Source organism: Streptomyces sp. NPDC059875, assembly GCF_042731085.1.
Classification (GTDB): Bacteria; Actinomycetota; Actinomycetes; order Streptomycetales; family Streptomycetaceae; genus Streptomyces.
In genome coordinates this window covers 162068-177420 of record NZ_JBHWJZ010000006.1, presented here as the reverse complement: position 1 = coordinate 177420, position 15353 = coordinate 162068, and the positions used below count along the sequence as shown (strand labels likewise).

The 15353-nt window shown below is 72.7% G+C and carries 12 protein-coding genes; 3 read left to right on the top strand and 9 right to left on the bottom strand.

Features of this window, described 5'->3' with window-relative positions; genetic code table 11:
- The first annotated feature begins 91 nt into the window (after positions 1–91).
- On the top strand, positions 92–3739 hold the full coding sequence (locus ACFV9D_RS09890) for a PAS domain-containing protein (RefSeq protein ID WP_385143568.1): 3648 nt from the start codon (positions 92–94) through the stop codon (positions 3737–3739).
- 56 nt (positions 3740–3795) lie between these two features.
- On the opposite strand, the gene ACFV9D_RS09885 is transcribed toward ACFV9D_RS09890, so the two are convergent.
- The 8 genes from ACFV9D_RS09885 to ACFV9D_RS09850 all read right to left on the bottom strand — a co-directional run bounded on the left by ACFV9D_RS09885 (position 3796) and on the right by ACFV9D_RS09850 (position 12324).
- A complete protein-coding gene (locus ACFV9D_RS09885; protein WP_385143566.1) occupies positions 3796–5442 on the bottom strand; it encodes a long-chain fatty acid--CoA ligase in 1647 nt (548 codons plus the stop codon).
- Between the two features lie 316 nt (positions 5443–5758).
- The gene (locus ACFV9D_RS09880) at positions 5759–6328 is read right to left on the bottom strand and encodes a SigE family RNA polymerase sigma factor (RefSeq protein WP_385143564.1); all 570 of its coding nucleotides are present in this window, start codon (positions 6326–6328) and stop codon (positions 5759–5761) included.
- A 550-nt stretch (positions 6329–6878) separates the two neighbouring features.
- Positions 6879–8045, bottom strand: coding sequence for a lipid-transfer protein (locus ACFV9D_RS09875; RefSeq protein WP_385143562.1), 1167 nt, complete (start codon positions 8043–8045; stop codon positions 6879–6881).
- Positions 8042–8509: a MaoC family dehydratase gene (locus tag ACFV9D_RS09870; RefSeq protein ID WP_385143560.1), complete on the bottom strand. Its 468-nt coding sequence runs from the start codon at positions 8507–8509 to the stop codon at positions 8042–8044. The genes ACFV9D_RS09875 and ACFV9D_RS09870 overlap by 4 nt, the downstream gene beginning before the upstream one ends.
- Complete coding sequence (locus ACFV9D_RS09865) at positions 8506–9534, bottom strand: acyl-CoA dehydrogenase family protein (protein ID WP_385143558.1); 1029 nt, start codon at positions 9532–9534, stop codon at positions 8506–8508. The genes ACFV9D_RS09870 and ACFV9D_RS09865 overlap by 4 nt, the downstream gene beginning before the upstream one ends.
- 1 nt (position 9535) lies before the next feature.
- Positions 9536–10558 (bottom strand): bifunctional MaoC family dehydratase N-terminal/OB-fold nucleic acid binding domain-containing protein, encoded by a 1023-nt coding sequence (locus ACFV9D_RS09860; protein ID WP_385143556.1) that lies wholly within the window; start codon positions 10556–10558, stop codon positions 9536–9538.
- Complete coding sequence (locus ACFV9D_RS09855; RefSeq protein ID WP_385143554.1) at positions 10555–11733, bottom strand: acyl-CoA dehydrogenase family protein; 1179 nt, start codon at positions 11731–11733, stop codon at positions 10555–10557. The genes ACFV9D_RS09860 and ACFV9D_RS09855 overlap by 4 nt, the downstream gene beginning before the upstream one ends.
- A 282-nt stretch (positions 11734–12015) precedes the next feature.
- Positions 12016–12324: a hypothetical protein gene (locus tag ACFV9D_RS09850; protein WP_385143552.1), complete on the bottom strand. Its 309-nt coding sequence runs from the start codon at positions 12322–12324 to the stop codon at positions 12016–12018.
- A 341-nt stretch (positions 12325–12665) separates the two neighbouring features.
- Here ACFV9D_RS09850 and ACFV9D_RS09845 point away from each other — a divergent pair, with 341 nt between their 5' ends.
- Both ACFV9D_RS09845 and ACFV9D_RS09840 read left to right on the top strand, forming a co-directional pair.
- A complete protein-coding gene (locus tag ACFV9D_RS09845) occupies positions 12666–13586 on the top strand; it encodes a bifunctional DNA primase/polymerase (RefSeq protein ID WP_385143550.1) in 921 nt (306 codons plus the stop codon).
- A gap of 329 nt (positions 13587–13915) precedes the next feature.
- Complete coding sequence (locus ACFV9D_RS09840) at positions 13916–14515, top strand: hypothetical protein (RefSeq protein WP_385143548.1); 600 nt, start codon at positions 13916–13918, stop codon at positions 14513–14515.
- Positions 14516–15012: 497 nt separating this feature from the next.
- Here the strand turns inward: ACFV9D_RS09840 and ACFV9D_RS09835 are convergent, their stop codons facing one another.
- Complete coding sequence (locus ACFV9D_RS09835) at positions 15013–15282, bottom strand: barstar family protein (protein WP_385143546.1); 270 nt, start codon at positions 15280–15282, stop codon at positions 15013–15015.
- Between the last annotated feature and the right edge of the window lie 71 nt (positions 15283–15353).

The window sequence follows — 15353 nt, the reverse complement described above, 5'->3', positions numbered from 1 at the left end:
AGACTCCTTGCAGTGACAGGCTGCGGCCCGAGGGGCAAGATGGGGCCGGCCAGCCGGGCAAGGTGCAGTGGGTCAGGGAGGAAGCGTCGTCGTGAGCAGCAGGCCATCCCGAGGCGCTGCTCGCCTCGCAGCCATACTTGACGCCCTCCCCGACGGCCTCGTGCTCGTCAACTGCAACGGCACGGTCGTCAACGCCAACACCATCGCCCTCGGCATGTTCGAGACCCCTGGCACCGCGCTCGTCGGGCGCGGGCTGCTCGATCTGCTGCCCGGCTTCGACTCGCGGCTGATCCCCGGCTCCATGCGGCGCCCCGAGGGCACCGACGAGCAGGGCCGCACCAAGCCGACCCGGATGATCGCCCGGCGTACCGACGGCAGCGAGTTCGCCGTCGAGGTGACCAGCGCCAGCCTGGAGGACGGGCGCGAGGCCTACGACTCGTACACCGCCTACACCGGTGACGAGCTGCTCATGCTCGTCGTCCGCGACCTCACCGGCACGCTCGACACCGAGGCCGAACTCGCCCGCTCGCAGCGCCAGACCGAGATGATCCTGCGCGCCGCCGCCGAGGGCGTCGTCGGCACGGACACCGACGGGCGGGTCGTGCTCGTCAACCCCGCCGCCGCGCAGATCCTCGGCTTCCGCGCCAGCGATCTCGGCGGCAAGGAGCTGCACCCGCTGATCCTGCACTCGCGGGCGGACGGCGAGCCGTTCGCGTACGAGGAGTCGCCGCTCGCCGACACCCTCAAGTCGGGGCGCAAGCACCGCGTCCGCGGGCAGGTGCTGTGGGCGAAGAACGGTTCGCGGGTGCCGGTCGACCTGACGACCGCGCCGGTACGGGACGGGGACCAGCTCGTCGGCGCGGTGATGACCTTCACCGACCGCCGGCCGTACGAGCAGCTCGCCGAGGAGCACGCCGCCGAGCTGACCGGACTCACCGAGAAGCACGCCGCCGAGCTCGCCGAGCTCAGGAAGAGCCAGGCGGAGGAGGTGAAGCGGGAGAAGGACCGGAACGAGGCCCTGGTCGCCCGGCACGAGCAGCTGACGGCCGTCCTCGGCGAGTCGCTGCGTGGGCCCCTGGAGGAGCTGCGGAGCGAGCTCTCCACGCTCGCCGCCGACGACGCGGGCCAGCTGTGGCCGGAGGCCAACCAGCTGCTGCACCATCTGGCCGCCGGGTACGCCCGGATGACCACCCTCGTGGACAACGTCCTCGGCTATCAGCGGCTGGACGCCGGGACGGAGACCCTCGGCAAGTCCGTGGTCCCGCTCGACGGCGTCGTGACCGCGGGTATCGACGGGGCCGTGGAGCTCATCGGGCCCGGCCGGGCCCAGTTCGCCGTGCACGCCCCGCCGATCGAGGCCGAGGTGGACGCGGGACGGCTCGCGACCGCGCTCGCGCACCTCGTCGCGGACGTGGCCGGCGTCGACTCCACCGGCAAGGCCCGGGTCGTACCGGGCGCGGGATACGCCGACTCGACGATCGTGGTGGCCGCGGCGCAGCGCGGGGACGTCGTACGGATCGAGGTGCGCGGGCCGTACGCCGGCGGCGACCCGGTCCACCAGCCCATCGTGCGCGGGATCGTGGCCGCGCACGGCGGTGTGGTGCAGACGCACGAGGTTCCGGGGACGAGCGGCAGCGCGTACGTCCTGGAGGTGCCGCTCGGCGCCGGCAAGGGCACGGTCGCCGCGCCTCCCGCCCCCGAACCGCAGCCCGAGACCGATGGCGCTCAGGCCGGTGGGGCGCTCGCGCTGCCCGCGCAGGCCTCGGACACCCAGGGCGGCGGACGGCGCCGCGCCCGGCGGGCGTCCACCGATGCCTTCCTGGAGAGCGCGGTGGCCCCCGACAGCCCCGGAACCGGTGCTGCGGGTGCTGCCGGTGCTGGTGCCGTCGAGCCGACCGGCCGTCGCCGAGGTCGTACGGCGGAGGCTCCGGCCGCCGCCCCCGCCGAGCTGATCCCCGCCCAGAGCTCGGGCGCCGCCGGTGCTGTCGAGCCGACCGGCCGGCGTCGCGGCCGGCCCGCCGAGGGAGCCGTGGTGACGGCCGCCGAAGGCGCGCAGGGACGGGCAGCGCTCGGGGAGGCCGTACCCCCGCAGGGTGTTCCCGTACCCGCCCAGGGTGCCCCCGCCGAGGCTCCCGCCCCCGCCCTCGCCCGGGCGGCCCTTCCCGCGGTGGGGAGTGGCGATCAGGCGACCGAGGACCGGCCCACCGGTCGGCGGGCTCGTCGGGCGCTCGCCGCGCAGGAGCGGACCGCGGCCGCCGAGGCCGGGCCCCGTACGCCGTTCGCGCTGCCTCCGGCCGACGCGGATCGCGCTCCGGAGCCCGTACCCGCGCCGCAAGCCGTACCCGCACCGCAGGCCATGCCTCTTCCTCAGCCGATGCCGGTGGGCGACGAGGGGCAGCACGACGCCGCGCGGTCCGCGCCGGACGCCGACCACACGCCTCCGCAGCCCCACCCGCTGCCCGAGCCGACCGGTCGCCGCCGGGGACCGGGCGTCTCCGAGGAGACGCGTACCGGCACCGGGTCCGGGGGCGGTACCGGGACCGGATCCGTACCGCTGCCTCCCGAGGTACCGGCGCCCGTACCGTCCGCGCCGCCTGCCCCGCCGAAGGACGCGACGCACAGCGGGCGGGCGTTCAGCGTGCGGACGCTCGGGCAGGGCGTGCCCTTCGCCCAGCAGATCGGTGCTCAGCAGGGCGGTACTCCGCCGACCGGTACGCAGAACGGCCAGAGCAACGGCTCCGGACGGCGGCGCAAGCTCGCCACCCCGCCCGATGGCGACCGTCCGGCCCCTGTCCCGGCCCCCGCGCCCGTACCTGCCGCTCCAGCGGAGCCCGCCGCCAAGCCGCACCCGCAGCCCAAGCCGGCCCCGCTCGCTCCGGCGGCCCCCGAAGGCCGTGCCTACGCCATAGGGGCACCCGCCGCGGGCGCCGCCGAGGGCCCCGAGCCGCTCGACGGTCCCGGCGGCGCGGTCGAGGTCGCCAACAAGCCGCTGCCGCAGCCCGTCGACGACGAACTGCCCCCGGAGCCGCTGGACAACCCGCGCCGCCTGCTTGTCTGGCCGGCGCCGGACGTCGCCACGCAGCAGGCGCTGAGCGACCGCGGCTACCGCCCGGTGATCGTCCACTCCCGTGAGGAGGTCGACGCCCAGATCGCCGCCTTCCCGGCCGCGCTCTTCGTCGACCCGCTGACCGGGCCCATCACCCGGACCGCGCTCCAGTCGCTCCGCCAGGCCGCCGTCGCCGCCGAGGTGCCCGTGCTGCTCGCGGCCGGGCTCGGACAGGCGACGCGGGAGGCGGCGTACGGCGCCGATCCCGCCGTACTCCTCAAGGCGCTGGCGCCCCGCGACAGCGAGCAGCACCCGTCGCGCGTGCTGCTCATCGAGGAGAACGAGGACATCGCGCAGGCGCTCGCGGCGACCCTGGAGCGGCGCGGGATGCAGGTGGCGCGGGCGGCGGCGGACACCGACGCGGTCGCGCTGGCCACGCAGATCCGGCCGAACCTGGTGGTGATGGACCTGATGCAGGTGCGCCGCCGCCGGGCCGGGATCATCGACTGGCTGCGGGCGAACGGGCAGTTGAACCACACGCCGCTCGTCGTCTACACCTCCGCCGGGCTCGACGAGGAGGAGCTGCCGAAGCTGTCCTCCGGCGAGACGGTCCTCTTCCTGGCCGAACGCTCCACGAGCAACGAGGTGCAGGCCCGGATCGTCGACCTGCTCGCGAAGATCGGCACCAACTGAGCACGAACTGAAAGGAGGGGGAGCGGCCTTCGCCGCTCCCCCTCCTTCGTCGGGAACTACAGCTGGGTCACGTCCAGCTCGCCGTCCGCGTACTGCTTGCGGATCACCTTCTTGTCGAACTTGCCCACGCTCGTCTTCGGCACCGCCGGGACGATCGCCCAGCGCTCCGGCACCTGCCACTTGGCGATCGACTCGGCGAGGAAGTCCCTCAGCGTCACGAAGTCGGCCGTCGAGCCCTCCGTGAGGACGACGGTCGCCAGCGGGCGCTCGCCCCACTTCTCGTCCGGTACGGCGACGACGGCGGCCTCGGCGACCTCCGGGTGCGCCATGATCGCGTTCTCCAGCTCGACGCTCGAGATCCACTCGCCGCCGGACTTGATGACGTCCTTGGCGCGGTCGGTGAGGGTGAGGTAGCCGTCCGGGCTGATGACGCCGACGTCGCCGGTCTTCAGCCAGCCGTCCTCGCTGAACTTGTCGGCGGGGCGGATCGCCTCGCCGTCGATGCCGCCGAAGTACGAGCCCGCGATCCAGGTGCCGCGCACCTCCAGCTCACCGGCCGACTCGCCGTCCCAGGGCAGGTGTTCGCCGCCGGGGCCGACGAGCCGGGCCTCGACGCCGGCGGGGAAGCGGCCCTGCGTGACGCGGTACGGCCACTCCTGCCCCTCGGTCAGCCCGGCCGGCGGGTGGGCCATGGTGCCGAGCGGGGAGGTCTCCGTCATGCCCCAGGCGTGGCAGAGGCGGACGCCGAGCCGGTCGTACGCCGCCATGAGGGAGGGCGGACAGGCCGCGCCGCCGATGGTGACCTGCTTCATGGAGGAGAGGTCGCGCGGGTTGGCGGTGACCTCGGCGAGCAGGCCCTGCCAGATGGTGGGGACGGCGGCCGCGTGGCTCGGCTTCTCGCGCTCGATCATCTCGGCGAGCGGGGCCGGCTGGAGGAAGCGGTCCGGCATGAGCATGTTGATGCCGGTCATGAAGGTGGCGTGCGGCAGACCCCAGGCGTTGACGTGGAACTGCGGGACGACGACCAGGGTCGTGTCCTTGTCCGTCAGGCCCATCGACTCGGCCATGTTGACCTGCATGGAGTGCAGGTAGATGGAGCGGTGGGAGTAGACGACGCCCTTGGGGTCGCCGGTGGTTCCGGAGGTGTAGCACATGGCGGCGGCCGAACGCTCGTCCAGCTCGGGCCAGTCGAAGGTGGTGGGGCGGCCGGCGATCAGCTCGTCGTAGTCGTGCACGCGCGGCGCCACGCCGTCCAGGACGGAGCGGTCGCCGGGGCCCGCGACCACGATGTGCTCGATGGTGGGGAGGTGAGGGAGGAGCGGCGCGAGGAGGGGGAGCAGGGAGCCGTTGACGATGACGACCCGGTCGACGGCGTGGTTGACGATGAAGACCAGCTGCTCGGGGGGAAGCCGCAGGTTGAGGGTGTGCAGGACCGCGCCCATGGAGGGGATCGCGAAGTACGCCTCGACGTGCTCGGCGTTGTTCCACATGAGGGTGGCGACACGCTGGTCGCCGGTCACGCCGAGCTCGTCGCGCAGGGCGTTCGCCAGCTGGGTCGCGCGGGCTCCCGTCTCCGCGAAGGTGCGGCGCTGCGGCTCGGGCTCACCGGTCCAGGTGGTGATCAGTGACTTCCCGTGGATCGTCATCCCGTGCCTCAGGATGCGGGTCACGGTCAGCTGTACGTCCTGCATGGTGCTCAGCACGGCGTCCTCCCGGTGGGCGCTACGTGGCAGTAGTAAGGGTGTGGAGATTCTGCGCACGTACCGCTCGGTATGTCACTACCCGGGAGTAGGGAAATTGCCAGTGATCGCTGGCGGATGTCGTGCGCTCCTGGCCGGGTCGGAGCAGGAGTGGCACGGACCGGCGCGGATCCGGGCGGGGATCCGGGCGCGGGATCCGGGCGCGGAATCCGGGCGCGGAATCCGGGCGCGGAATCCGGGCGCGGATCTGAGCGCGGATCCGGGCGGGGACCCGGGCGCGGATCTGAGCGCGGATCCGGGCGGGGATCCGGGCGCGGGATCAGCGCACCGGGGACAGCTCCGGGTCCTCGCGGAGCTTGCCGAGCGCGCGGGACACGGCGCTCTTGACGGTGCCGATCGACACCCCGAGGACCTCGGCCGTCTGCGCCTCGCTGAGATCCTCGTAGTACCGCAGCACGACCATCGCCCGCTGGCGGTCGGGCAGTTTCATGACCGCGCGCCACATGGCGTCGTGCAGCACCTGCTGCTCGGCCGGGTCCGGCTCGGGCAGTCCGGCGGGCTCCGGCAGCTCCTCGCAGGCGAACTCGTCGACCTTGCGCTTGCGCCACTGGGACGTCCGGGTGTTCAGCAGCGCCCGGCGGACGTACCCGTCCAGGGCGCGGTGGTCCTCGATCCGCTCCCACGCGACGAACGTCTTGGTGAGGGCGGTCTGCAGCAGGTCCTCGGCGTCGCTCGGGTTGGCGGTGAGCGAGCGCGCCGTGCGCAGGAGGACGGGCCCACGGGCCCGGACGTACGAGGAGAACGACGGGTAGCCGGCGGTCGTCACGGCGGTCCCGAGAGCGGCCGTGGAGGCGCCGGCGCAGACGGGGCCAGGAGGTGGCGGAGTCATGACTCCACGCTAGGAGCGGCGACCCGCCCGGGGATCGGCCCCAGGTCCCGACCCGCACTCCGCCTCAGGTTGTAGGGGTGGGGACAGCTGGACCTCCTGAAGGTGGAGTCCGGGAGACGAGAGCCTCAGGGTCGGACCTCGGAGGCAGGACCCGGAGCGGGAGCCTCCGGTCGGGGACTCGGGGCGGGGCTCGGGTCGGGGGCACGGAGTCGGGGCTCGGGTCGGGGGCTCGGACCGTGGCTCGGATCGGGGGCCTGGGTCGGGGGCTCCGAGTCGGGGGCTCCGAGTCGGGGGCTCCGAGTCGGGCCCCGGAGCCGGCTGGGGTCGGGCTCCGGAGCTGGCCCGGGTCGGGCTCCGGAGCTGGCCCGGGTCGGGCCCCCGGGCCGGGCGGGTGGGGCCCCCGGGCCGGGCGGGTCAGGCCCCCGGGCCGGGCGGGTCGGGCCCCCGGGCCGGCCAGGTCAGGCCCCCGGGCCGGGCAGGTCAGGCCCCCAGACCGGCCGGGTCAGGCCCCCGGAGCGGGTCCCGGAGGCCCGAAGCGTGGGCCCGGCTCTCAGTCGTCCGTGCCCAGGATCAGTCCGGACGTGGGGACCCCGGTGCCCGCCGTGACCAGTGTCCTGGCCGCGCCGGGTATCTGGTTCACGGACGTGCCCCGCACCTGGCGCACGGCCTCCGCGATGCCGTTCATCCCGTGCAGATACGCCTCCCCCAACTGTCCCCCGTGCGTGTTCAGCGGCACCGCGTCCGCCGCGACGAAGTCGGCCGCCTCCCCCCGCCCGCAGAAGCCGAACTCCTCCAGCTGCATGAGGACGAACGGAGTGAAGTGGTCGTAGAGGATGGCCACGTCGATGTCGCCCGGTGCCAGCCCTGAGTTCCGCCACAGCTGCCCGGCCACCACGCCCATCTCCGGCAGACCGGTCAGGTCGTCCCGGTAGAAGCTGGTCATCGCCTCCTGGTTGCGGCCGGCCCCCTGAGCGGCGGCGACGATCACGGCGGGCGGATGGCGCAGGTCGCGGGCGCGTTCGGCGGAGGTGACGACGATCGCCTGTCCGCCGTCGGTCTCCTGGCAGCAGTCGAGGAGCCGGAGCGGCTCGACGATCCAGCGCGAGGCGGCATGGTCGGCGAGGGTGATCGGTTTGCCGTGGAAGTACGCGGCGGGGTTGCGGGCGGCGTGCCGGCGGTCGGTGACGGCGACGTGGCCGAAGGCCTCCGGGGTCAGCCCGTAGGCGTGGAGGTACCGCTGGGCGATCATGGCGACCCAGGAGGCCGGGGTGAGCAGGCCGAAGGGGAGCTGCCAGCCGAGCGCGGTGCCTTCGGCGGAGGGCTCGCGCTGCTGGACCCCGGAGCCGAAGCGGCGCCCCGAGCGTTCGTTGAACGCCCGGTAGCAGACCACGACGTCGGCGACCCCGGCGGCGACGGCGAGGGCTGCCTGCTGGACGGTGGCGCAGGCGGCCCCGCCTCCGTAGTGGATGCGGGAGAAGAAGGACAGCTCGCCGATACCGGCCGCCTGGGCGACGGTGATCTCGGGGCTGGTGTCCATGGTGAAGGTGACCATGCCGTCGACGTCGGCGGGGGTGAGCCCGGCGTCGTCGAGGGCCGCGTGCACGGCCTCGACGGCGAGCGTGAGCTCACTGCGGCCGGAGTCCTTGGAGAACTCGGTCGCCCCGATGCCGGCGATGGCCGCCCGGCCGCCGAGACGGTCGGCCCTGCGGATGCTCATGCGCCCGCCCCCTTCGGCTCCTGCTCCTGCTCCCGCTCCAGCACCGGCCCCGGGTCCGGGTCCGGGTCCGGGTCCGGGTCCGGACGGCCGAGTGTCACCGTCACCGTGCCCGTGACGTGGTGACCGAGCCCGTTCGCGCCGACCACCCGTACGCGGGCCGTGCCCCCGTCGACGTCCGTCACCGTCCCCGTCAACGTCATCGTGTCCCCCGGGTAGTTGGGCGCCCCGAGCCGTATCGCCACCTTCCGGAGCACGGCCCTGGGGCCGAAGTGGTCGGTGATGTACCGCCCCACCAGGCCGTTGGTCGTCAGGATGTTCATGAAGATGTCGGGAGAGCCCTTCTTCCTCGCCAACTCAGCGTCGTGGTGCACGTCCTGGTAGTCCCGTGAGGCGACCGCACCGGCGACGATGAGGGTGCGCGTGATCGGGATGGTCAGCGGTGGCAGCGCGTCCCCGGCCTTCACGACAGGTCTCCGTTCGCGATCATGTCGCCGAGTTCGGCGAGGAGTTCTGTGCCGCAGCCGAGATAGGCGTCGAGCTGCCTGCCCCACAGGAAGTGCCGGTGGACCGGGTGGTCGAGATCGGCGCCCATGCCGCCGTGCAGATGCTGTCCCGCGTGGACGACCCGTTTGCCCGCCTCGGACGCCCACCAGGCGGCGGTCAGCGCGTGTTCGGCGGCCGGCAGGCCCTGGTCGTGGCGCCAGGCCGCCTCGTAGGCGGTGACCCGGATCGCCTCCGTGTCCATGTAGGCGTCGGCGGCGCGGAGCTGGACGGCCTGGCGGGTGGAGAGCGGGCGCCCGAACTGCTCCCGTACCGAGGTGTACGCGACGGCCCGGGCCAGCGACCCTGCGCAGACCCCGGCCTGGAGCCCGGCGAACGCGATCCGGGCCGCGGTCAGCACGTCCGCGCAGGCCCCGGCGCCGCCGATCCGCTCGCCGCGGGCGCCGTCGAGGACGAGCCGTCCGGCGGCCCAGGGGGCGGTGAGCTCGACGGGCACCACGGCGACCTCGGCCGTCGGGATCAGCCGGAGGGCGGCTTCGTCGTCCGGTACGAGGACGTGCGTGGCGTCCCTGAGCCACGGCACCCATTCCACGGTCCCGACGAGCCTGCCGTCCGCTTCGGCCCGGACGTGTCCGGCGGGCGGGAAGGCCGCCGTCACCACCGTCGTACCGTCCCGGAGCCCGGGCAGCAGCCGCTCGCGCTGCTCGTCCGTACCGTGCCGGGCGACGGCGAGGAGGCCGTACACACAGCTCGCCGTGAACGGCACCTGGGCCGTCGTACGCCCCTGTTCCTCGGCGAGCAGCACCAGGCCGAGCAGCCCGGTCTCCTCCACCGCGCCCGGCAGTCCGGCCGCGCACAGCGCTTTCCACAGCTCGGCGTCCGTGCCCGTGCCGGCCGCCGTGAGCCGTTCGTGCGTGGCAAGATCGCCGAAGATCCGCGCCGCCAGCTCCGCCGCCGCGGCCTGCTCCTCCGTGGGCGTGAAGTCCATCTCAGCCCTCACCCCCGTCCTGCGCCCGGAACACCGGCAGCTCCAGCTCCTCGTCCACACGGAGGAACTCCAGCCGGACCGGCACCCCGATCCGGACCTTGTCGTACGGCACCCCGACCACGTTGCCGACCATCCGGACGCCCTCGGCCAGTTCGATCAGACCGACCGCGTAGGGCGGGTCGAAGGCCGGGAAGGGCGGGTGGTGCATCACCACGTACGAGAAGACAGTCCCGGCGCCGCTCGCCTCGACGCTGTCCCACTCCCGCGAGCCGCAGGCGTTGCAGCCCGGCAGCCAGGGGAAGCGGAGTGTCGCGCAGTCGCCGCAGCGCTGGACGAGCAGGCGGTGCGCGGCGACGCCTTCCCAGAACCCTGCGTTGTCCCGGTTGATCACGGGGCGGGGCCGCCTGGCCTTCGTCGCCGTGGTGGCCGTCGTCGCCGTGGTGGCCGTCGTCGCCGTGGTGGCCGTCGTCGCCGTGGTGGCCTTCGTCGCCGTGGTGGCCGTCGTCGCCGCCGTGGCCGTCGTGGCCGTCGTCGCCGTCGGTTTCGGTGCCCCGGGTGCGTACTTGAGGATGCGGAAGCGGTGGGTGCCCGCGAGCTCGCCGTCCGCGCGGACGTCCATCCGGGTCGTGACGAAGTACCCCGTCCCGAGCTTGGTGGTCTTGCGCTCCGACACCGACTCGATCACCGCGTCGAAGGTGATCGCGTCGCCGGGCCGCAGCGGCCGCAGATACTCCTGCTCGCAGTCGGTGGCGACCACGGAGGTGCATCCGGCGCCGTCGAGGAGCGCGAGCAGCTCGTCGTAGGCGTCGGAGCGGCCGGTGTGCCCGGAGAGACCGCCCATCGTCCACGCCTGGAGCATGGTCGGCGGCGCGACGGCCTCCGGACCCTCGTAGGCCGGGTTGGTGTCGCCCATGGCCTCGCACCAGTGCCTGATCATGGGCTCGTTGACCAGGTCCTTGCCGACGCCCGCGATGGCGGCCGCCCGCCCCTCGTACACCTTCAGCCGGTCGTGGATGTCGTTCACGGCCGCCCCCGATCCCTCTTCGTACCGCTCATGCCGAGCCGCATCGTCGCGACGATCTCGCGCTGCACCTCGCTCACCCCTCCCCCGAAGGTGTTGATCTGCGCGGCGCGGTTCATCCGCTCGAGCTCACCGCCGTCGAACTCTCCCGGCGACCCCGCCCTCACCAGCCCCGCCCCGCCCGCGATCTCCTGACATATTCGGTACACCTCCACCGCCGATTCGGTTCCCGCGAACTTCACCCCGCTCGCGTCGCCGGGGGCCAGCCGGCCCGCCCCCACATCCCCCACCAAACGCCAGTTGAGCAGGCGCGTTGCCGCGAGCCTGGCGTGTGCCTCGGCGGCTCGGATCCGTATCCACGGCTCGTCAATGCGGCGCCGCCCCGTCACCTGATCGGGTGCGGCGGCCCGGCAGAGCACGGATGTGTAGAAGTCCTCGGCCTGCATCCCGATCGCGGCGAGCGCGACCCGCTCGTGGTTGAGCTGGTTGGTGATCAGCCCCCAGCCGCCGTTCTCCTCCCCGACCAGGTTCCCGGCCGGGACGCGGATCCCGTCGTAGTACGTCGCCGTCGTCGTCAGCCCGCCGACGGTCTCGATCGGCGTCCACGAGAAGCCCGGCGCGTCCGTCGGGACCAGGAAGATGGAGATGCCCCGGTGTTTGGGGGCTTCAGGGTCGGTGCGGCAGGCGAGCCAGATCCAGTCGGCGTTCTGGGCGTTCGAGGTGAAGATCTTCTGCCCGTCGATCCGCCAGGAGTCGCCGTCCCGCACCGCCTTCGTACGGAGCGAGGCCAGGTCGGTGCCGGCCTCCGGCTCGCTGTACCCGATGGCGAAGACGGTCTCGCCGCGCAGGATCCGGGGCAGGAAGTACGCCTTCTGCTCCTCGGTTCCGTACCGCATCAGCGTCGGACCGACGGTGTTGAGCGTGACCATGGACACGGGCGCGCCTGCCCGGTAGGCCTCGTCGAAGAAGACGAACTGTTCGTCGGGGCCGCGCCCCTGTCCGCCGTACTCCTCCGGCCAGCCGAGCCCGAGCCGGCCGTCGCCGCCGATCCGGCGGAGGAGCGCGCGCTGGCCGGCGGTGTCGGTGGGGGAGGGCGGGCCGTCGGGCATCACATCGCGGAAGTACGCGCGGAGTTCGGCGCGCAGCCGTAGCTGCCGCTCGGTCGGGGCGAGGTGCACGACGACGGCCTCCCGGAGGAACGACTAAGGTTTCTGACTGTCCGTCAGAAACTGGAGTCGTGTCAAGGTCACGGACGCGGAACGCGACCGGCACCCATGTCGGCTCGACAGCACGGCGACACCCGTGCGGATGCACCGCCCGCCCGAGCGGCCGACCGGCGCCCGAGCCGAAACGCCCCGCACACACGACGGCGGCCCGCGCGACGACACCGAAGTGCCGCCGCGCAGGCCGTCGTTCACCCCTCAGTCATGCCCCCCGTCGGGCCGGACCCCAGATGTCGGCTAGTACCACCAGGGGTGGAAGTTGACGACCGCGTTCGACTGGCCGATCGAGGTGAACCCGGAACCGTTCACACTCGCGGTGTTGTTCTGGTTGGAGGCACCGGAGCCGGTGGCCACCTGCTGCGTGGTGGTCGAGTTGCCGAAGTTGTCGCCGCCCACGCCGCTGCCGATGATGGTGGCGACGCTCGTGTTCGATCCGTCGTCCGCGAAGCCGCCGTTGTCGGCCTGAGCGACACCGGTGAAGAGCGCGGCGGCCAGGGGCAGGGCGGCAGCAGCGGCGAGAACGCGGGCGGTACGGATGCTTGCCATGTCATTTCCTCCAAGAACGGAACTGCGGCTGTAGTGCTGAAGCACTGAAGTACGGCTTGTTCCAAGGCAGTTGGCCGACCGCCCCGGTCGTTGTGCTCGACGTCGCGACTCCAGAGTTGCCCACGCAATCCCCGGCGAACCACCCTTCAGCGGTCGATTCCCCCTCAAGCGTGAGGACAAGTCGATAAACCCCCTTCGCACACCCAAAGGCGCAGCTCATCGCGGTGGGGGCGGGGTTACTGCACCGAAGCCGCGTCACGGCAAGGGAGGAAGCGTTCCGGCAGATTTTCAGCCAATCCTTCCCCCTTCCCTTCTTCGAACGCATGTACGAAACTGAGTCCATGGCCAACTCCGACCGGCGCTCCGCCACCCTGGCCCTTGCCCACGCCCTGTCCGCGGCAGAGCGCGGGCTCCCCGTCATCCCCCTGTCCGCCACGAAGCTCCCCGCCCTGCGCTCACCGCACCGGGACGACCCGCACCCGGTCCCCTGCCACGGAGAGTGCGGCCGGCCGGGCCACGGCGTGCACGACGCGACCACCGACCCCGCCGCCGTCCGAGCCCTGTTCGCGGCCGCGCCCTGGGCCACCGGCTACGGCATCGCGTGCGGACGCCCGCCGCACCACCTCATCGGCGTCGACCTCGACGTCAAACACGCGGACGCACCCGCGGACGCCACGGCCGAACTGCGCCACCTGGCGCTCCAGCACCTGTTCACCCTGCCGCCCACGGTCACCGTCCTCACCCCGAGCGGCGGCCGCCACCTGTGGCTGACCGGCCCGCCGGACGTCGTGGTCCCCAACTCGGCGAGCCGCCTCGCCCCGGGCATCGACATCCGCGGCGCCGGCGGCTACCTGGTCGGACCGGGCTCGGTGACGGCCAAAGGCGCGTACCGGCTCGCTCCGGGCAGCGCGGACCTCGACCCGGCCCCCTGCCCCCGCGCCCTCCTGAGCCTGATCGCGCCCCCCGCACCACCCGCGCGCCCCCACCACGACCCGGCCGGCCCCCACCACGACCCGGCCGGCCCCCGCCACGGCCGGGGCCTGGTCCACTTCGTCCTGACGGCCCACGAGGGCCAGCGCAACACCCGCCTGTTCTGGGCGGCCTGCCGGGCCTACGAGAACGGCCTCGGCGACACGCTCACGGACGCACTCACCTCGGCGGCGGTCCGCACGGGCCTGACCGAACAAGAGGCCCGCGCCACGATCATGTCAGCGGCCCGCCTGACACACTCCGAGCCCCCGCGCACCCGCTGCGGCGGCTGAACGACGGCTCAGCCGCCGAAGCAGCGGGGGCGTCCCGTTCGCGCCCACCGGTGCTGACAAGTCACCCACGACCGCCCGCGAGCGCCGGACAAGCCGACGGCCCCCGACCGTCGATCCTGGTCAGGGGCCGTTTCACAGGCGGTGGTGTGGGATTTGAACCCACGGTGACTTGCGCCATGACGGTTTTCAAGAGCGTTGCGCATCAGGGCGTCGTAGGCCGCTGACCTGCAGTGCAGCGGAATGCAGCGGCTCATCAACCTGACCTGGCCCACACATAGCCCACAGTCCGCCTCATGGACAGGGGTGTCTCGCCAATAGCATCGGCGTCTATGGGGACGCACATAGACGGGTTGATCGAGACACGTACGGCGGGCGGGGCGTGGGAGATGGAGGTCGATCTGCTCGACTTCGACCTCTGGAAGCAGCGGGACGAGCGCGAAGCCATGTTCGGCTACGGCGGGAGCCTCGGAGTGGACCGGCCGGTCTTCGGCGCACGGGGGTGGCCGGAGGACTCCTGCGAGGAGGTGCCGAAGCACGTCGACGAGCTGAACCACAGCCACTCGTACGCGACGTGGGCCGAGATCGCGGCGGTCGACTGGGACGCGCCGATCTGCGACCGCCCCGCCGGGAACCGTGTGGGCGAGTGGCGGCCGGGGCCGGACGGCGAGCTCGTCCTGCACGACGTGCCCTGGGCGCCGGTCGAGGTGCTCGACGCGGCTGAGGCGCTCTTCGGCGAGGATCTGTTCCCGAACGAATGGCCGCCGGGCGGCGAGGTCCATCTGAACGGCGCCGTGTACCGTCCGGTGGTCTACACGGCCGGGATGATCGTTCCGCCGGACGGCCGTTGGGCCCCGGTATGGGCGTCGATGAGCGCGCTGGCAGCCGAGTACGGCGACGAGAACGTCCGTCTGGTGGTCTGGTTCGGCTGAGCCGGCCCGCCCCGGACCGCCGACCTGGTCCGAAGCTTCGCCCACTGGGCCGCCGACGGCACCTTCGACCGCCTGCTGGCCGCAGCCCAGACGGAGCGGAGGTTCGGGCCCCGACGGCCACCGCTCGCGAAGGAGTCCTGCGGGGCCCCAGCTTCCCGCAGCGGCCTTCGGCTAGCAGCAACGCTTAGGCCTGTTGTGAAAGTGCTGGTCACAGTGCGGGGACACCAGCGGAGCCGTCGTCATCGTCGTCGTGCCCCCTACTGGCGGGGGCTCCGTTCACAGGTGCCGGCCGGTGGGGTGCTGAGGCGGGGAACTCCCATCCCGCCTGCCATCGCCCCAGGACAAGCCGAGCAGACACGGCACCGGGCGTCCAGGTCGTTCGTACAGTGGCGCGCTCCACCTGGACGCCCGGCACCGCGCCCGCTCCACATACGTGTGGGCCGACGGCAGACGGGATGGGAGTTGGGGGTGAGTGGTGGCGCCTGCGTGAGAACCCCCTACCTGTATTCGGTCACGAAGCCAGCTTGGTACTGACTTCGAAAGTCGTCGAGCGACCGCCGCAGGTGATCAGCTTCTTCGGGGAGGTGCTTCGTCAGGTCGCTCCATCCTGTAAAGCGCAAGTGGTCCGGCATGTCGACCAAGCCGGTGATTGCGTCCCAGAAGGCAGCCCAGTTCATTCCATAGAACGAAGGGAAGTCGAGTGAATCGCGCAGCACGGCGTGAAGCTGGCGGTGATCGCGAATGTCGCTGACGTCGATGATGACCATGCAGCATGGTCCCAGAGTGACTGTCTGGCCCTCAGGCTCGGGAGATCGTTCTCGGGCGGCAGGCGAGGTTT